Consider the following 18,109-nt stretch of genomic DNA (forward strand, 5'->3'; position numbering starts at 1 on the left):
CCTATTACAATGCTGAGCGTTTTCAGAAAAGGCTCGGCCAGCTTTCCCCGATAGAGTATCGGGAAAAGCTGGCCGCTTAGAATCAACGCTGCTGGGGCTTTTTAGAGGTCTACTTGACGGGGAGCAGACCAGTGGCGGGGGCTGTTCCGTACAGGGCTTCACCGGCGCGCGAGTTCCCGTTCCAGATCGCGGGATTCGGCGCGGCGCTTCAATTCCTCGCGCTGGTCGTGCAGCTTGCGGCCCCGGGCAAGGGCGATTTCCAGCTTGACCTTGCCGTGCTTGAAGTAAATCTTCGTAGGCACCACGGTAAGGCCTTTCTGTTCTATGCGCGTGGCGAGCAGGTGTATTTCCCGGTGATGAAGCAGAAGCTTCTTGTCGCGATCCGGCTCCTGAAGCACATAGCCGCCGCGCTCGTAGGGAGCTATGCGCATGCCCACTACGAAAGCCTCGCCGTCGCGACATTCCACGAAGCTGTCTCCGAAACTGACCTGCCCGGCCCGGAGGCTTTTTACTTCCGGCCCGGTGAGTACGATGCCCGCCTCGAAAAATTCCAGAAATTCATAGTACTGGCGGGCTTTGCGGTTGTCTATGCGCGGCGTGTCGGCCATGGCTGACTCCAGAAATCCTAAAGAAAGGGAACCCTTGCGCAAGTTCCGGTGAATAAAAAGGGATGGAAAACAATTTCCATGTCATTCTGGTAACATACAAGGCTTTTCCCTGCAAGAAAAGCCTGTCCGGCCCAGAGTATGGCGATAAGACGCGGCGCTGCCCCGGCCGTGAAAAACGAGGTGTTCACCTTTCGGGCATCTTGCTTTTCCTTCCCAGGACTTCCGGCGTATTCCGGTGGCCGGGGAATATGTCAGCCCTTCATGCCGGAAAGAATGGCGTAGATTTCCCCGGTGGTCCAGCCGCGCGATCGGGCCTGCACGCGCCTTGCCACGGCGCGGGGCGCTCCTCCTGCGGGGCGTTCTTCCGCGATCAAGGCAAGGATTTCTTCCCGGCTGCTTTTCACATGCCCTTCAGGAGGCCCGAGCACTACAGTGACTTCGCCGAGTATGCCCGAAAGGTCGGGTATGTCGTCAAGGCGGAAACGCAGGTATTCCTCATGCGTCTTGGTCAGTTCCCGCGCCACGCACACTTCCCGCGGACCGAGCAGGGCAAGGGCGTTTTTCAGTGTTTCCTGAAGTCTGTCCTTGCGCTCGAAAAAGACCAGAGTGACGGGAAGGGCGGCATAGGGGGCGAGGCTTTCTTCCTGCTCGGAGCGCTTGCGCGGCAGAAAGCCGAAGAAGACGAAGGGCTGCGGCGGAATACCGGAACCGGCAAGAGCCGTGACGGGCGCGCAGGGGCCGGGGATCACGGAGACGGGCAGGCCCGCTTCCCGGCAGGCGCGTATGACGACATAGCCCGGGTCGGCCATGACGGGCATGCCTGCGTCGGAAATAAGGGCGATGTTTTTTCCTTCGCGCAGAAGCTCCAGCACGGAGGCGGCCTTTTCCTTTTCGTTGTGGTCGTGGTAGCTGAGAAAACGGCGTACCGTCACGCCCCAGCGTGCGCAGGCGAGGCCTTCGCGCCTGGTGTCTTCCGCGAGCACCATGTCCGCCTCTTCCAGGCAGGCTCGGGCGCGGGGAGAAAGGTCACCAGGGTTGCCAAGGGGAGTGCCCACCACCCAGAGCGTGCCCGGCTCCTGATTCTGCGTATTCGATGACATTTTGTATGAGCTCCGTTTGGTAGGTTCCCTGTGCGGCCGTCACACAGACAAGGTCGAAGCGGCAGGACATACCCCAGGCGTCGTGTTCGGCAAGCCAGAGCTGTGCGGCGCGTTGCAGATGGCTCTTCTTGACAGGGGTCAGGGCTTCAAAGGGCCTCTGCATACCGCCCTGTGCGCGGGTTTTCACTTCCACAAATACCATGGTGTCCCGTTCCCGGGCCACAATGTCAAGTTCCAGACGGCCGCTTTTCCAGTTGCGGGCGAGTATCTCCCAGCCCATGCCTCGAAGGAGCTTTGCCGCCGCCTCTTCTCCTTCCGCGCCTGTTCTGGCCGGGGAAGGAGCATTTTCTTCGGCTTTTTTTCGGAAGAATTTCAACACAGGCGGCCCTGCTCCTGCACCTTTTTCGGGAGCACGCTGTGAAAATCCAGGCGATGGAGCGGGCAGGGGCCGTAGAGCTTCAGAGCTTCCCGATGTTCTTTAGTGCCGTAGCCCTTATGCCGGGCAAAGCCGTACTCGGGCCAGCGGGTGTCGAGCTTTGTCATGAGTTCGTCGCGGAAGGTCTTGGCCAGAATAGAGGCGGCGGAAATGGAGGGGATGAGGGCGTCGCCGTCCACCACGGCTTCCTGTTCGGGGAGCGGAATACCGAACTGACGGAAATAGAGCGGGGGAATGATCTGTGTGCCGTCGATGAGAAGGCGTGCGGGCACGGCGTCTTCTTTCACCTTCATGCGCACACGCATGGCGGCCACGGCGCGCGTCATAGCCATGAGCGAGGCTTGAAGGATATTGATGCGCGAGATTTCATTCATCCACGAGAGGCCTATACCCCACCCCACGGCGAGGCTTCGTATTTCCACGGCGAGGCGCTCCCGTTCTTTTTCCTTGAGCGCCTTGGAATCATCCAGCCCCATGAGGTCGAAGCCGTCGGCGAAAATGACGGCTCCGGCCACTACGGGACCGGCAAGGCAGCCCCGGCCCGCTTCGTCGGTACCGGCGGTAAAAGGTTCCTGCATATCCGGGGCGCTGAAGAGCAGCCCCTGTTCGATGACGGCTTTTTTGCGGATACGGGCCATGGGCAACCTGCAAGCGGGAAAGAATGGAGTGCCTGATAGACAAAATCCCCCGCCGGAAGAAGCCGGAAGGGGATTGTCTGCTCAAAGAGGACCCGGGCAGGCCGGGCCGGAATCTTAGTAGCGGTTGCGGGGCTTGATGCGGGCAGCCTTACCGCGCAGATCGCGCAGGTAGTACAGACGGGAGCGGCGCACGCGGCCTTCGGTCACCACTTCGATGTGGTCGATGAAGGGGGAGTGCATGGGCAGGATGCGTTCCACGCCCACGCCGTCGGAAATCTTGCGCACGGTGAAGGTGGCGCCGGTGGTGCCGCGCTGGATGCGGATCACGTTGCCCTGGAACATCTGGATACGTTCCTTTTCGCCCTCGACGATACGCAGGTACACCTTGATGGTGTCGCCGGGCTTGAAGGACGGAATGTCCATACGCATGTGTTCGCGTTCAATCTTCTTGATGATATCCATGGGGGGACTCTCCTTGAGGAAATGGTGTTTATCCCCGATCGCCGAGCAGCCTGTCCAGAAGGATGGCGGCGGCGGCACGAACGGGGAGATGATTGTACTCGTCCATCCAGCGCAGGGGCGGCAGGACGGCGTCGCATTGCTCCAACACCTCAGGCGCAATGCCATGCCCGGTTCCCAGTAAAAGGAGTACGGGCCTGTCCGCAAGCCGGTTTCGCACTTCGTCGAAGGTGGAGGCCGGCCGGCGTTCCCGGTGTTTTTTATCTAGGAGAGGCTGGGCACTGGTGCCGACCACGAAGGGCGGCAGGCCGCGATCGGTTGTCAACGTCGCAATCGCGCTTTCCAGAGATTCCTCAGGCCTGACCAGTCGAAGGGCTTCGGCCCTGTCGGCATTAAACGACAGTCCCGGCCCTTCCGTCCAATGAGAGAGCAGTGTTGCCAAGAGTCTGAGCTGATCCTTCAGCGGCGTGACCACGAAGAATCCACTGATCCCATAGGTGCGGGAAATTCGTGCTATATCGTGAATATCGAGATTTGTCAAAGATGTTGTGCCCGTTTTCCGATTTTTTAATCGTACGGGATGATGCAGAAGGGCCACAAAGAGGTTTTTCGCCGGGCGAAAGCGTGGAGAAGCGCGCAATACTTCCCTGTCGTGGTGGGTGAGCACGGCGTGGTCGAGCATGTCCGGCCTGTACCTGGCCGTGGCGAGTACCGCCTGCTCCCTGCGCCACGCGGCAATGAGGGCATGATTGCCCCCCTGGAGAACGGCGGGAACTTCCAGCCCCTCGAAGTTTTCCGGTCTGGTGTACTGCGGGTATTCCAGAAGGCCGTTGCTGAAGCTTTCCTCGTCGCCCGATTCGTCCTTGCCCATGAAGCCGCTCTGAAGGCGTGCCGTGGCTTCGATGACGGCAAGGGCGGCGGCTTCCCCGCCGTTGAGCACCGCTTCGCCCACGCATATCGGCTCAACGGGCAGAAGCTCGAAAAGGCGTGCGTCGAAGCCCTCATAGCGACCGCAGACAAGGGTGAGCTCTTCTTCCTGTGCGAGCTCCCGGGCAAGGGCCTGGGTGAAGGGCCTGCCTGCGGGCGTGAGCGCAATGAGCCTGCCTTTTTTGCCGTTGCAGGGGGCGAGTTCACGCAAAGTCCGCACGAGAGGGTCGAGCATAAGCACCATGCCCGGGCCTCCGCCGTAAGGACGGTCGTCCACAGAATGATGGCGATCCGTACTTTTATCGCGCGGATTGAAAAAGGAAAATTCCACAATCCCGGCTTCCCGCGCCTTTTCCATGAGTCCGCTGGAAAGGGGCGAGTCGAACCACTCCGGGAACAGGGTGACCAGATTGTAGCGCATGGCGTCTATGCCTTGGAAGAAGCGTCTGTCGCGCCTTCTTCATCCTTCCCGTCGTCGGGGACATTCGCTGCGGCCCCTTCCCGATACAGGTCGAGCAGGCCTTCCGGCGGGGCTATGGTGGCCGTTTCGGCCGAAAGGTCGATATCCAGCACGAACTCGGGCACGGCGGGGAACAGTATCTCGTAGCCGCCGTCCGCTTCCGGCGCGCGTATGATCCACATTTCCTGTCCGGCGGGGAAGTCCACGTCTTCGAGTTTCCCCACTACGGTGCCGTCTTCAAGGCGTACGGAAAGGCCGATGAGGTCGCGCAGGTACGGTTCGTCCTCTTCGGTCTCGGGCAGGAAGGATGCGTCGATGAGCAGCTCCTGCCCGCGCAGTTGTTCAGCCGCAGAGCGGTCGTTGCAGCCTTCTAGGCTCAGGATGAGCTGGTCTTTCCACAGATGCCATTCGCGGATGCGCACGGGGCGCGGCGCAAAACGCCCTGCGCGCAGCATGAGGGGCTTTTCCAGAAGATCGGCGGAATCGGCGTAGTAGTCCACGCGGATCTCGCCCTTGACGCCGTGGGGTTTGGTGAGTCGCCCCAGGATAACGAGAGAGGAGGCAGGCATTATTCGAGAATTTCCAGAACGACGCGTTTTTTCGTTTTGGCGGACACGGCACCGAGAATGGTGCGGATGGCGCGCGCCGTGCGCCCCTGTTTGCCGATGATTTTACCGAGGTCGTCCCGGGAAACGGAAAGTTCCAGCACGGAACCCTGATCTCCTTCCGATTCGCGTACGGCCACCTGATCGGGATTATCCACCAGCGACCTGGCGATGAATTCCACAAGTTCTTTCTGCTGCATGAAGATCTCCACGCGCCGTTGCCGCATGGGCAGGCGCGAAATTTTCTGCACAGTAGCATCCCCTTCCGCTGCCCGTCAATCAAGGGGCGCAGGTGCGCCGCGGACATGTTTTTCCCGGGAAAATTTTACAAAGTGTCAATACCTGCAGGACGGGAGGGAGCTTTTTTGATAGAATTTTTCCGTAAAGCCCCCGGGCGAAGGCTGTGCCTTCGCTGAAAGAATGAACCCTTCTCCATACAGGAAGTGCCCATGTCCGTGAAGAAGATGCTTTTTTCCGTGTTGTGCTGTGCCGCTCTGGCTGTTCCCGCATCCGCTTTTGCTGAGGTTCTGGTGGAGCTTCCCGCGCCGCAGAAGGCGGGGGGGCTTTCCCTGCTGGAGTCCCTTGCGGGAAGGCATGTGGAGCGCGCTTTCGACAGCCGTTCCCTGCCGATGCAGGAAGTGTCGAACATCCTGTGGGCCGCCTGCGGCGTGAGCCGGGAGGACGGCAGGCTTACCGTGCCCACGGCCATGAACTACCAGCGCATCGGCGTGTATGCAGTCCTGCCCGACGGTGTGTACCGCTACGACGCGCGGCAGAACATACTGGAGCAGGTGCTTCAGGGCGATGCATACCTGAAAATGTATGCCAACGGCGCGCCCATGGTTCTTCTGCACGTTGCGCTGGAAAGCGACCGCTACTCCGCCATGCACATAGGCTCCATGTATGAAAACGTCGCCCTTTATTGCGCGTCCATGGGCCTTGCCAATGTGATGAAGGCTCAGGAGACGGACAGGCTGGAAGGCAAACTGCCTCTTCCCGAAGGGTGGAAGGTATATATGATTCAGCCCGTGGGCTATCCTGCGAAGTAAGCCGCAGGTGTGATGCGGTCTGTCGCAGGCTTTGTCTGCTGGAGGGCCGGTCTCTTTCGGGGTGCATTTTTCGCTTGTGCCGTGAGGCATGCGCTGCGGAGCCCGGAGGCAATATTTTCGTCCCGGCGGAGCTGGAAAAAAAGGAATAGGAAGGGAGGTGCGACCGATGCGCACCTTCCTTTTTTTCCGCAGCCTGTGAGCGGGCTTTCCGCCCGTGGAAGGAGGAATTACAGGCTGTCTCCGGTGCGTATCCTGCGGCTTTGCACGACGTCCACCACATAGATGATGCCGTCGCCTTCATGGCCTGTGGCCGCGCCTGCGGCAATGGCATCCATGGCTTTCTGTACGTTTTCTTCATGCAAGCAGAGTTCCAGGCGTACTTTTTTGAGCAGCGTCACTTCCGTGGCGATGCCGCGATACAATTCCACATAGCCCTTCTGACGGCCGGAACCGAGAATATTGGTGACGGACATGCTGTAAAGGCCTTCGGTATACAGCTTCTGTTTGACGGCTCCCAGACATTCGGGGCGGATATAGGCAACTACCAGTTTCATGCTTCTGCTCTCTTTTCTTATGCAGGGGTTATTCGTTGGAAAAAATCTGGAAACCGCTGTACACGTCGGTTCCATGTTCCGTCATATCGAGGCCCTTGAGTTCCACTTCACGGCTCACGCGCAGTCCGATGAGCTTGTCGGCCAGCTTGAAGGTAATCCAGCCCATAAGAAAGGCCCACATGCCTACGGAAAACGCGCCGAGAAGCTGGACGAACAGAAGGTCCATGCCTCCACCGTAGAGCAGGCCGACATGGGCGCCGTAACCGGGGGCGGCGAAGAGCCCGACCAGCACGGTTCCCGTGAAACCGCATACGCCGTGAACAGAAACTGCGCCTACGGGATCATCTATTTTGAGAACCTGATCCAGAAAGAGGACGGAGAACACCACAAGAACACCGCAGATGATGCCGATAAAGATGGAACCGGGGGGAGAAACTTCAAAGCAGCCTGCAGTAATGCCTACAAGCCCGGCCAGGACGCCGTTCATGGCCATGGAAGGATCGGGCTTTCCTGTGATGCACCATACCGTCAGCATGGCGGCGGCAAAACCGGTGCAGGCGGAAAGGCAGGTGTTCACGGCAATATAGCCTACGACTCCGTCGGGCGTGGTGGTGGAGCCGCAGTTGAAGCCGAACCAGGAGAACCACAGGATGAACACACCGAGAGCCGCGAGGGGAATGTTGTGCCCGGGAATGGCCAGGGATTTCCCGTCCGGGGAATACTTGGCGAGGCGCGGCCCCACGCAGAGAGCCCCTGCAAGCCCTATCCATCCGCCCACGGAGTGTACCACCGTGGAACCTGCGAAGTCGATGAATCCCAGATTTTCCAACCATCCCTTGGTTTCGCCAAACAGGCTGTTCCAGCACCAGCCGCCGCTTATGGGGTAGATGAAGGCGCTCACCAGAACAGATACCAGTATATAGGCCTTGAAGTCCGTTCTTTCCGCGATGCAGCCGGATACGATGGTGGCCGATGTGGCCGCGAACATGGCCTGGAAGAAAAAGAAGGTCCAGGCCCAGCCGCCCTCGGTTGTGGTGGGATCGATGAACTGCATCCCCACTGAGGGAGTGCCGAGAAATCCGTTGGAGGTGCCGAACATGAGCCCGAAGCCGATGAGGAAGAAAAGCGGCATGCCTACGCTGAAGTCCACAAAGTTCTTCATAAGGATGTTACCCGCGTTTTTGGCCCGGGTGAGACCGCATTCCACCAGGGCGAAGCCCGGCTGCATGAACATGACGAGTATGGCTCCCAGCATGGTCCAGAGGATATCGCCGTTTTTCTGGCTCAGAAAGGAGAGTGCTTCATCGGCAAGGGCCGTATGGGGAAGCAGCAGGGTACAGAGAGCCATGCCTGCCGTTGAAAGCGGTGTGAGCAGGGGCCGGAAGGAAAGGTGCGTACCGTGGAACATATGATGACCTCCTGAGGGTATCGCTGAATGCCTTGTTATATGCATGAAGCATGCCATGATGAGGTTTTACTGATATTTCCACGGGTTATTTTATATTGTGCTATTTTTCAGGCAGCTTTTTAGTACGTTTTTGTGCTGCCCGCATTTTCATTTTTTCTTTATGCTTCCTATAAGTTCCTGCGTTTTTTATGACTAACATGACAGTAGAAAACAGGCCGCTTTTGTTTTGGAACAAGGTCCGCTTATGAATCCTCCGGTAGGGACGGGGAGCATGTCATGAGTTGTGCTGAGGTCGCTGAAGGACCTTCCGAGTGAGGGAACATGGAGCCGGGAGGATGAGGCGGAAGACGGAGAGTGGGGTGGGCTGTTCGGCCCCAGGGAGGAGCACGGCGGGGAGGGCGCGATACGGGCACGGAGAAGCTGCGTATCGAAGATGCGGAAAGACAGTTTTTTCGATGAGCGCAACAGGGGCGTTGGAAGCTCTGAGCCTAGGAGCACGGAATATTCGGGATGAATAAAGTATTGTGCAAATCAGGCTCCGGATGGCGCATATTGGAGAGAGGGTTCCCGTTTTCCCGTACACGGATTTTTTAAAAGGCATGCGCGCGAAGCCAAGGCCTCGCGCGCATGTGCGGTTAATGGTTGGTCAGCTTAGGCCCAGTGAACCAGGCCGGCGCGCAGGACATTGTCCATGGGGTCGGCGAAGGGAACCACGCGCAGGCCGTAGGCATGCAGACCGTTGGCTTTGGCCATGCATTCGGCCTCGTAGGTGAGGATGCCGTTTTCCTCGCCGGTGAGGGTGAGGTTGATGATCTGAGGCTCGTCGGTGAAGTTTGCACCATCGCTCACGCCGAGAACGAACTGGGCGAGCATCTCGTCGCTCTTCATTTCGCCCGGGTTCAGGGTGAGCTTCACGGTGAAGGGCTTACCGCAGTATACGGTGTCGCCTTCCAAACCGGAGACCTCAATGGACTGAATACTGGCGGTATTGAAACGGCCGGGGATGTTCTTCTGCCATTCGGTGATCCTGCGTGCCTTGGCCTGATGGTCGGCGTCCATGGCCACGCCGCGGCGGGCGGCGGGGATGTAGATTTTTTCCATGTAGTCGCGCACCATGCGGCGGCAGCCGTACATGGCGGTGAGGCTCTGCAGGGAATTCTTGGCTATGGCTATCCAGCCGTGGGGCAGGGCATCGGAGTCGCGCTGGAAGAAGAGCGGAACCACGTCGTTTTCCAGAATCTGATAAAGGCTTTCCGCGTCGGCATAGTCGTTTTGTTCGGCGGAAAGGGTGGCATAGGTGGCCTTGGGGCCGATAGTCCAGCCGTTTTTGCCGTTGTCGCCTTCCACCCACCAGCCGTCGGAGATACTGAGGTTGATACCGCCGTTGACCGGCACCTTCTCGCCGCTGGTACCACTCGCTTCGTGGGGACGGCGGGGCGTATTGAGCCATACGTCGCAGCCGCGGGAGAGCAGGCGGGACACTTCGAGATTGTAATTTTCCACAAAGAAGATTTTGCCGAAGAAGCGGGGATCACGCGACCAGCGTACCACGTCTTCGATAAGCTCAATGCCCTTGCTGTCCGCAGGATGCGCCTTGCCGGCCATGATGAGAACGGTGGGGCGGTTCGGGTCGTTGAGCAGGCGGGCGAGGCGGTCGGGATCGGCAAAGAGCATGGTGGCGCGCTTGTAGGGAGCGAAGCGGCGGGCAAAGCCGATGATGAGCGTGTTCTGCGAGAGGTTTGAGAGCCACTGCACCCGCTGTTCTCCGGAGATATCGGAGTAGGCGGAGCAACGGGGCAGGCGCTCGCGCAGGGCGTCGATGAGCGTCTGCTTCTGGGCGCGGCGTGCGGCCCAGAATTCATCGTCGGGAATGGTCTGGATCTTTTTCCATGCGGGATCTTCGGGGCGCAGGTCGAGCCAGTTGGCGCCGAGGTAATGCCACAGCAGGATGCGGAAGGCGGGGCCCACATAGGAGGCGGTGTGCACGCCGTTGGTCACATGGCCGATGGGCAGCTCCGCTTCGGTGAAGCCCTTCCAGATGTTGCGCCACATGCGGCGGGAAACCATGCCGTGCATGGCGCTCACGCCGTTGGCCTGGGAGGACATGCGCAGCGCAAGCACCGTCATGTCGAAGTTGTTGGCGTCGCCGCCGTCCTGCCGGCCGAGGGCAAGGAATTCGGCCCATTCCAGGCCGAGCATGTTGGCGTAGGGCTGGAAGTAGCGGCTCATAAGATCCACGGAGAAGCGTTCGTTGCCCGCGTCCACAGGGGTATGCGTGGTGAATACACAGGAGCTGCGCACGAGGGTTTTGGCTTCTTCCAGGGTGAGGTCGTCCCCCTTCATGTGCTGGCGCAGGCGCTCCAGCACGAGGAATGCGGAATGGCCTTCGTTCATGTGCCACACGGAAGGCGTGATGCCGAGGGCTGCCAGCATGCGCACGCCACCGATGCCGAGCAGGATTTCCTGACGCATGCGCACGTCGCGGTCGGCCTCATAGAGGCGGGCGGTGACTCGGCGGTCGTCGTCGCTGTTCTTGGATACGTTGGTGTCCATGAGGTACAGCGGTACGCGGCCCACCTGAAGCTTCCAGATGCGGGCATAGAGGGTGCGGGAGCCGAGGGGAAGGGAAATCATGAGCGGGTCGCCCTTGTCGTCGAGCATGGCTTCAAGGGGCAGGCAGGCGGGCTGATTTTCAGGGTACTGCGGGTTCTGATGGCCGCGTTTGTCCACGGTCTGCTGGAAGTAGCCGTTCAGGTAGAAGAGGCCCACGCCGATGAGGGGCAGGCGTTCGTCGCTGGAGGACTTCATGTGGTCGCCTGAAAGCACGCCGAGGCCGCCGGAATAGAGCTGAAGGCTTTCATGCAGGCCGTATTCGGTGGAGAAGTAGGCGATGGGCCTTTCGGGAGAAATGGCGGTGGTGCCGTCTTCCAGCGTGTCGGTGATGAGAGGCTGCGCCATGTAGGTGTCGAAGTCCTGGGCGACTTTCTTCAGCCGGTTCACGAAGGTGATGTCGGCAGCAAGGGCGTGCAGACGGGCCGGCGGGGTGCTTTCCACCATGGCGATGGGGTTGTGGCCGCATTGCTCCCACAGGTCGGGATCCATTCCCTTGAAGAGCGACATGGCCTCGGGATTCCAGCACCACCAGACATTGTTCGCTATGTCGCGCAGGCGGGTCAGTTCGGCGGGAAGTTCCGACACGGCGTTCAGCGTGCGCAGGAAGGGAATGGAAGAAGGACGCATGGCGAGTTCCTTGGTGATGGAGGAGGATTTGTGGCTGGAAGCGAAGCGGCGCGCGTGGGCCTTTTCGTTGGCCATGTCATAGGCCTGCTTGTAGAGGCGGAAGAACTGATCCCAGGAAGCATGGGCGGCGGCGGCGCGTACCGTGCGGCGGCGCTGGTCGAGTTCCTCACAGGAGCAGGAGGCAGAATGAACGATGACGTTGGCCAGATCTTCCACAGTCTTGGCGTAATCGGTATTGCGGCGGGCGATGACGCCTATGCCGGGCTGGGGACCGATTTCATTTTCCAACTGACGTATCCAGAGACCGAAGCCGGACAAGTCTGTGGTGATGGTAGGCACGCTGTAGGCTGCGCTTTCGTGAGGAGTGTAGCCCCAGGGTTCGTACCAGGAGGGGAACACGCCGAGATCGCAGCCGGAAAGCACGTCGAAATAGGGCATATTGAAGAAGCCGTCGTGTCCGTCGAGCAGGGCGGGCACGAACACGACCTGCACATTGTCGTCCTTTTCATTGTTCAGGCCGAGGCGGCGGCAGGCAGTGAGGATGGGATCGTTGGGGGCGTCATAGACCTGGTGGCTGGTAATGAAGCCGGCACCGGGCATGGAGGGATCGGCCACCACGGAAGGATCACCATTTATGGCCTTTTCGTTCACGCCGGTATGGCCGCCCATCATGAGCATGAGCGCGAGCACCTTGCTGGAGGTGTTCTGCATGGACTTCTTGGCTTTGGCGAGGGCGTCGAGGAAGAGATCCACACCCTTGTTGTGATACTCGTAGCGGCCGGAAATGACGAGGATGCGGGTATCGGGGGAGATCTCGCGGCGGAGCAGGCGGCTCACGGGTTCGAGAAGCTTTTTGCGGTTCGCAAGGGCGCTTTCACGGTCGGCGCTGTAGTCGTGGATGACGGAAAGGTCGAGGCCGTTGTCGGTGATGATATCGGGAGTACGGCCGAGAAAGACACGGGCTTCTTCGGCGGTGATGCCGCTCACCGTGGTGAAGACGTCGGCTTCACGGGCGCTCACGGTTTCCATGGAGCACTTGGCCGTGACGTTATAGCGATAGGCTTCCTGCGAGGGGGAGATTTCCGACATGCGGGCGTAGATATCCACGCCCGCTCCGGCCATGGCGCGGCCGAGCACGGTGGCGTGGGTGGTGAACACCGTGCCCATGGTGGGGGCGAGCTGCTTGAGCGCAAGAATGCCCGCGCCGCACATCCATTCATGGAAGTGGGCTACGCCGTGGCTCTTGTTGCGGGTGGCGAGCACCTTGTGAATGGTGGCTATGACTTCGCCGCAGGTGTAGCTGAAGAGCACAGGTTCGATATAGTCCCAGCCGCCGGAAAGGGAGTCGACGCCGAAGCGTTCCCAGAGCTGGCGCAGTATCTGATTCGAGTCGTGGCGGCCGTTGAAGTCAACGAGGATGACACGAGGGCGGCCGGGGATTTCCCAGCGCCCGAAACGGCAGCGCAGATCCTTGTCTTTCAGTGGATAACGCAAGGCGTCCCAGCAAGGTTCGTCGGTCTCGGTAAACTCGGTATTTTTCTTGGTATCGGGGCCGATGAGGAAATAATCGCCGTTTGAGGCGCTCATAGCCTGCTGCGCCTTGCTTGCGACGACCTCATAGATGCCGCCGACTTTGTTGCACACTTCCCAGCTGACCTCGAAAAGGTGGGTGCGTGAAGGTTGGTTCATGAAAACTCCGTAAAGGGTGGATTCTAACGCGAATGGCCTCGCTTTCCCCGAAAGGGGGAAAGCGGGGCCGAAGGCGCTAGTTCTTTGGTATGGTTACTGGCTGGACCTGGCGACAAGGCGTACGCGCAAGTCTGCCAGAATGTTCATTAAGTTGGTATAAGCCTCAAGCGGCGTCTTGTGGGGGGAGAAAGATTGACGGGCGCTGTCGTGTGTGGAGGCGGGAGTACTCATGTAGCGGAAATTGTCGGATGTCTGCAGTTTCCTCCATGTTCCGGTGAATTCTTCATCATCAAGGTAGCTCACCAGTCCCTGACACTCGCAGACGGCGCGGAAAACGTCCTTCTGCATATCGTTGCCGAGCCACGGGGCAAGGCCGTTCTCGGACCACGACACATGGTAGGGTATGTCCAGCGAGGCATAGGCGCCGTAGCGGTCCGCCGCTTCGGACACGGTGAGGAAATCAAATTCCGGGTCACTCAGGATCTGATCCGGCAGCGCTCTCATGAAATCGAAGATGCCGGTATCGGCCCGCTGATGCTCGCCGAAGGTTTCGTAATTCATGAAGAGGTTGATGACTTCCCCGTTGCCCTTGACGCGGTGCAGCCAGTCGGCAAAGGTTTCGGCCATGAGCGGATAGGCCGCCCAGAAACGGTCGGAGAAGCGGAAGGCTATGTCGTCGGACAGGGAACGACTTTTCAACATGAGCTTCAAGTTCTGGCAGCCTTCCGGGCGATAGACGAAGTGCGGGCTGCGCCAGTCGAGCACATGGTTCACGCCGTCGGCAAGAATGGTGGAGTAGCCCATCTGCTCCACCATGTGCGCCACATCGTTGTTGTAGATGAAATCGGTGTTGCAGAATGCCCGGGGGCTCTGGCCGAACAGCTTCTGCATGCGCTCGCGGTGACGCAGTACCGACGCGCGGAATTCTTCTTCAGAGAAGAGGCAGGAAAGCCCGTGATTGTCGGGCTCGTCCAGAAATTCCACGCAGCCTGTGCGCGCAAGGGCCTGGAAACTTTCCAGCGCTTCCGGCGCATAAGACTCAAGCTGGTCGATGACGACGCCGGAAAGAGAGAACGAAACGCGCATGCGTCCCTGATGACGTTCGATGAGCTCCAGAAGCAGGGCGTTCATGGGCAGGTAGCAGTTTTGGGCCACCTCACGGATGATGCTGCGGTTCTGTTCCACATCTTCATAATCGCTCTTCGCCCCCATATCGAAAAAACCATAGGGGCGGAAGCGACAGGGCTGATGAACTTCAAAAGCAAAGCATACGGAAGGCATGGCTCAACTCCGGGCATTGGGGCAGACATGGGCGTAGGCATCGAGAATACCGTCGGCGGCGCGTTCCCAGGTGAGGGTCTGCAACGCTTCCTGGCAGAGCCTGAGGCTTTCGGCGGCCATCTCGGGATGGTTCAGCACGTCGATGATCTTGTCGGCCATCTGGCGCACGTCCCAGTAGTCCACAGTGAGGGCTCCGGGCAGCACTTCGGCGCAGCCGGACTGCTTGGAAAGCAGGATGGGAGCGCCGCACTGCAAAGCTTCCAGCGGGGCGATGCCGAAGGGCTCGGACACGCTGGGCATGACATACAGGTCGGCCATGGAATACATGCGCTGCACTTCCTTGCCGCGCATGAAGCCCGGGAAGTGGAAGCGGCTGCCCATACGCAATTCCGCCACACGGCGGATCATGCGCGGCAGGAGATCGCCGTTGCCGGCCATGATGAAGCGCACGTCGGGCATCTCGTTGAGCACAAGGCGTGCAGCCTCCACGAAGTATTCCGGCCCCTTCTGGAACGTAACGCGGCCCATGAACAGGACGCGCTTTTCATCCCGTATAAGTTCGGGAATCTCGAAGGTGGGAATTTCCTCATGCAGGAAAGCGCCGTTGTATACCACGGAGACCTTTTCCGGAGAAACTCCGTATCGCTCCACAGCCACCTGCTTGGTGCGCTGGCTTACCGCAATGACATGATCCGCAGCCTGCAGACCATCGCGTTCGATGTTGTAGATCTTATCATAGCCATGATCGCCGCAACGGTCAAATTCCGTGGCATGCAGGTGGGCCACAAAGGGCAGCCCGCTCAGACGGCTGGCCGTTATGGCGGCAGGATAGGTCATCCAGTCATGCGCGTGGATGACGTCGGCCTTCTTCTTCATGTGCTCTTCCAGTACCACGGCGGTAGCGGCGGTGCTGAAGCGGTACACCTCGTCCATGAGGTCGTCATGATAGCCGCCGCGGAAGTGGCTGATTTCCTCAACGTACTGGTCGTTTTCACTGAAAACGTCGGGGTCGATGCCGAACTGGCCGAAGTCGTAGCTGCCGTATGGGTTGAGTTTCGCATTGACGGGGCGCATGAACAGGTGGGAGAACTCGTCGGCCTCCTGCTGATGGTGCACCTTTTCCACGGCTTTTTTCAGGGCGCGCGAAATGGGAATCCCGGAGGCGGAGCGCAGAAAGGTTCCCGTGGTCGATTTATCGGTTTTCATGCTGGGCAGGATAAAGGCTATGTCCGTTCCTTTTTCCATAAGACCCTGCGTGATACCGTAGCAGGCTGTGCCCAGCCCGCCGCTGATGTGCGGCGGAAATTCCCATCCAAGCATCAGAACGCGCATGATGATATCCCCCGTTGTATCGGATAATGAAAACTGTACTAACGGATGTCCCGGTCGTTTTTCTGGAGCGTCTCCAGCCAGCGTTTCCATTCTTCCGTGTTGTATTGTTTGACGAGCAGCAGCAGACGGAGCGCTTCAGCCGAACTCCAGGCCTGCGCTATGCAGCCCCCCGGCGTATGGGGCTCCTGCCCGTCGAAAATTTCCGACATGCTTCCCAGGCCGGCTTCCTCCAGATGGGAGGTGAAAAGCGGCGTGAGCATATTGAGCGCGTCGCGCACGGATTTGGGCGTACGGGCCGTCTTGATCACGGCGTCCATGTACGCGCCTGCGGGCCACGGCCATACCGTGCCCTGATGATAGGCCTTGTCGCGCTCTTTCTGTGTGCCCCGGCAAACGGGCTGATAGTCCGCGTCTGAGGGGGAGAGCGTGCGGAGCCCGAAGGGCGTGAGCAGATGTTCGCGCACGCACTTCACTACGGCCGCCTGCATTTTCTGCGGCAGGGGGGAGTTCGGCACGGCTACGGCGAAGATCTGGTTGGGGCGTATGTGCCTGCCCGGTTCTTCCTCTGGATGCCAGGTATCGTACAAGCCTCCGCCCATGAGCGCGGCATCTTCCTCCGATGGCCGGAATACGCGGCTGAAGGCCTTTTTCAGACGGGGCAGAAGGGCCGTGGCCGCGGGAGGCATTTCCCCGAAACTTTCGGCGAGTTCCCTGGCGAAGGTGAGGGCGTCGAACCACAGGGCGTTCAGCTCCACGGCGCAGCCGTGACGCGGGGTAACGGGCAGGCCGTCCGTGGACGCATCCATCCAGGTGAGCTGCGTCGCGGCGTTTCCCGTATGCAGCAGGCCTTCATCGTCGGCATAAACGAGCATCGTACCGTTCTCATCGGGCATGGTGCCTGCGGCGAAATGTCCGATGATATTCTTCATCACCGGCCAGCACGTCCTTTTGATGAAGGGCATTTCCTTGGGGAAGGCAAGGGCCAGGCGATGCACGGCAAGCATGTACCAGAGCGAGGCGTCGGCGGAATTGAAGGCCGGCTCCCCGTTGCCCGCGCCGATGAGGTTGGGCACCAGGCCGTTTTTCACCGTGCCGCCTATCTGGCGCAGAATGGCCTTTCCCTCTTTCAACCTGCCGGAAAGGAAGGTAAGCCCGGGCAGGGCGATGAGCGTGTCGCGACCCCAGGGACCGAACCAGTGATAGCCTGCGGGTACCACGGCTTCTCCGCCCGTGGTGATGAGGAAGCGATCGTTTTCGCGGCGCAGATGCTCCAGGATTTCTTCTTTGAATACGGGTTTGGGGGCGGTTGCGGTGTGGCGCTCCCACAGCGTCTCCGGCGCATAGGAAAGGGCGCTGGTGCCTGCGGAAAACCAGACGGGATATCCCGCTTCAAGGTTTGTGGTGAATTCGCCCGGCATGAACAGATCTTCCGAAAAGTCGTAGCCGCGTTCTTTTTCCACGGGGTAGAGCACCTTGAAGTACCAGTCGGGCGCGGAAGCGAAGGAGGAGCGGTGCAGGCCGGGGTGGGAAATCTGCATGTAGAGGGGCGGCATGTCTTTCCCGGCCTGGAAGAAGAAACCGGGGTAGTCGGCATACTCTATGCCCAGGGAGTGGATGGAAAAGGCGGAGGAAGTGGCGGAAGAGAGGTGATTGATGTTCCGGCCGTTCAGGAGGGGCCGCAGTACGAGGCGCACGGGGCCGAGCTCGCGGGCGGCGGGAGTGTCGGCCAGAGCATAGCGGACGATGAGGCGCGAGGAATCTCTGCAGAGAATGAGGGTGCGGTACAGGGTGAGTTCCTCTTCACCCTCGCCGGAAAGGCGGAAGGCGAACGTCACCTTGTCGTGATCACCGGTGACTTCTTTGATGAAGCGCCAGCCCTCGGGATAGACGACGCCGGGATGCATGCGGCTGGAAAGCGGGATGACTCTTCCGTTTACGGAAATGGAGTCCTCAAGGGAGGAGAGGAGCATATATCGCCCCGAAGGAGTCTGTACGGCCAGCAATCCGTGGTAGCGGCGGGTGTTGCATCCCTGCACGGTACCGGAGGAATAGTCCCCCAGACTGTTGGTAAGGAGCCATTCCCGGCTCATGTCGCTGGTGGGGTGTGACGCATCTGGACGAATATGATATTCCATGGAAAACTCTGATTTGGGGAAGTCCTGCCCGTCAGGAAAAAAGGGGGCGCGCCCGGGATTCTGGCACGCTGCGCCGAAATGGCAAGATTTTAACTGCAAAAGGTGAAGAAAGGAGCATAGTCCCTTTTCAGAGCGCGGAAAAGCCCTTTCCCCATGAGAATGATATCTTGTTTGCCCGGGCATGGCAA

16 protein-coding genes are annotated in these 18,109 nt (G+C 59.6%); 2 read left to right on the plus strand and 14 right to left on the minus strand.

The genetic code is table 11. From position 1 onward, the window contains the following. Window positions 1–80 (plus strand): IS3 family transposase (locus K8W16_RS12400; protein ID WP_369694453.1); only part of this gene is annotated, 80 nt, incomplete at its 5' end. A gap of 78 nt (window positions 81–158) precedes the next feature. Here the strand turns inward: K8W16_RS12400 and smpB are convergent. The 8 genes from smpB to K8W16_RS08235 all read right to left on the minus strand — a co-directional run bounded on the left by smpB (window position 159) and on the right by K8W16_RS08235 (window position 5,433). Further along, entirely contained in the window at window positions 159–608 is a 450-nt protein-coding gene (gene smpB, locus K8W16_RS08200; protein ID WP_304122662.1) for an SsrA-binding protein SmpB, read from the minus strand. A 251-nt stretch (window positions 609–859) separates the two neighbouring features. Next, the gene (rsmI, locus tag K8W16_RS08205; RefSeq protein ID WP_304122663.1) at window positions 860–1,708 is read right to left on the minus strand and encodes a 16S rRNA (cytidine(1402)-2'-O)-methyltransferase; all 849 of its coding nucleotides are present in this window, start codon (window positions 1,706–1,708) and stop codon (window positions 860–862) included. Then, complete coding sequence (locus K8W16_RS08210; RefSeq protein WP_304122664.1) at window positions 1,635–2,087, minus strand: YraN family protein; 453 nt, start codon at window positions 2,085–2,087, stop codon at window positions 1,635–1,637. Before K8W16_RS08210 ends, rsmI begins: the two co-directional genes overlap by 74 nt. Then, on the minus strand, window positions 2,081–2,722 hold the full coding sequence (locus tag K8W16_RS08215) for a ribonuclease HII (protein WP_304122694.1): 642 nt from the start codon (window positions 2,720–2,722) through the stop codon (window positions 2,081–2,083). The genes K8W16_RS08210 and K8W16_RS08215 overlap by 7 nt, the downstream gene beginning before the upstream one ends. A gap of 174 nt (window positions 2,723–2,896) precedes the next feature. Beyond that, the gene (gene rplS / locus K8W16_RS08220; protein WP_304122665.1) at window positions 2,897–3,244 is read right to left on the minus strand and encodes a 50S ribosomal protein L19; all 348 of its coding nucleotides are present in this window, start codon (window positions 3,242–3,244) and stop codon (window positions 2,897–2,899) included. Window positions 3,245–3,272: 28 nt separating this feature from the next. Next, window positions 3,273–4,589 (minus strand): tRNA (guanosine(37)-N1)-methyltransferase TrmD, encoded by a 1,317-nt coding sequence (gene trmD, locus K8W16_RS08225; RefSeq protein ID WP_304122666.1) that lies wholly within the window; start codon window positions 4,587–4,589, stop codon window positions 3,273–3,275. Window positions 4,590–4,594: 5 nt separating this feature from the next. Continuing rightward, window positions 4,595–5,197, minus strand: coding sequence for a ribosome maturation factor RimM (gene rimM / locus K8W16_RS08230; protein ID WP_304122667.1), 603 nt, complete (start codon window positions 5,195–5,197; stop codon window positions 4,595–4,597). After that, a complete protein-coding gene (locus K8W16_RS08235) occupies window positions 5,197–5,433 on the minus strand; it encodes a KH domain-containing protein (protein WP_304122695.1) in 237 nt (78 codons plus the stop codon). Before K8W16_RS08235 ends, rimM begins: the two co-directional genes overlap by 1 nt. A gap of 249 nt (window positions 5,434–5,682) precedes the next feature. On the opposite strand from K8W16_RS08235, the gene K8W16_RS08240 reads away from it, so the two are divergent. Then, complete coding sequence (locus K8W16_RS08240; RefSeq protein WP_304122668.1) at window positions 5,683–6,282, plus strand: nitroreductase family protein; 600 nt, start codon at window positions 5,683–5,685, stop codon at window positions 6,280–6,282. A 227-nt stretch (window positions 6,283–6,509) separates the two neighbouring features. Here K8W16_RS08240 and K8W16_RS08245 read toward each other — a convergent pair whose 3' ends face one another. The 6 genes from K8W16_RS08245 to K8W16_RS08270 all read right to left on the minus strand — a co-directional run bounded on the left by K8W16_RS08245 (window position 6,510) and on the right by K8W16_RS08270 (window position 17,921). Continuing rightward, window positions 6,510–6,836 (minus strand): P-II family nitrogen regulator, encoded by a 327-nt coding sequence (locus tag K8W16_RS08245; RefSeq protein WP_304122669.1) that lies wholly within the window; start codon window positions 6,834–6,836, stop codon window positions 6,510–6,512. A 28-nt stretch (window positions 6,837–6,864) separates the two neighbouring features. Beyond that, entirely contained in the window at window positions 6,865–8,184 is a 1,320-nt protein-coding gene (locus tag K8W16_RS08250; RefSeq protein WP_304122696.1) for an ammonium transporter, read from the minus strand. A gap of 711 nt (window positions 8,185–8,895) precedes the next feature. Next, entirely contained in the window at window positions 8,896–13,173 is a 4,278-nt protein-coding gene (glgP, locus tag K8W16_RS08255) for an alpha-glucan family phosphorylase (protein ID WP_304122670.1), read from the minus strand. 93 nt (window positions 13,174–13,266) lie between these two features. Continuing rightward, window positions 13,267–14,454 carry a glycoside hydrolase family 57 protein gene (locus tag K8W16_RS08260; protein WP_304122671.1) on the minus strand — a complete coding sequence of 396 codons (1,188 nt, stop codon included), beginning with the start codon at window positions 14,452–14,454 and terminating at the stop codon, window positions 13,267–13,269. A gap of 3 nt (window positions 14,455–14,457) precedes the next feature. After that, the gene (locus tag K8W16_RS08265; RefSeq protein WP_304122672.1) at window positions 14,458–15,786 is read right to left on the minus strand and encodes a glycosyltransferase family 4 protein; all 1,329 of its coding nucleotides are present in this window, start codon (window positions 15,784–15,786) and stop codon (window positions 14,458–14,460) included. A 38-nt stretch (window positions 15,787–15,824) separates the two neighbouring features. Continuing rightward, window positions 15,825–17,921: an amylo-alpha-1,6-glucosidase gene (locus K8W16_RS08270; RefSeq protein ID WP_304122673.1), complete on the minus strand. Its 2,097-nt coding sequence runs from the start codon at window positions 17,919–17,921 to the stop codon at window positions 15,825–15,827. Window positions 17,922–18,109 lie beyond the last annotated feature (188 nt).

This window comes from Mailhella massiliensis (assembly GCF_020741395.1).
In the GTDB taxonomy this organism is placed as follows: Bacteria; Desulfobacterota; Desulfovibrionia; order Desulfovibrionales; family Desulfovibrionaceae; genus Mailhella; species Mailhella massiliensis_A.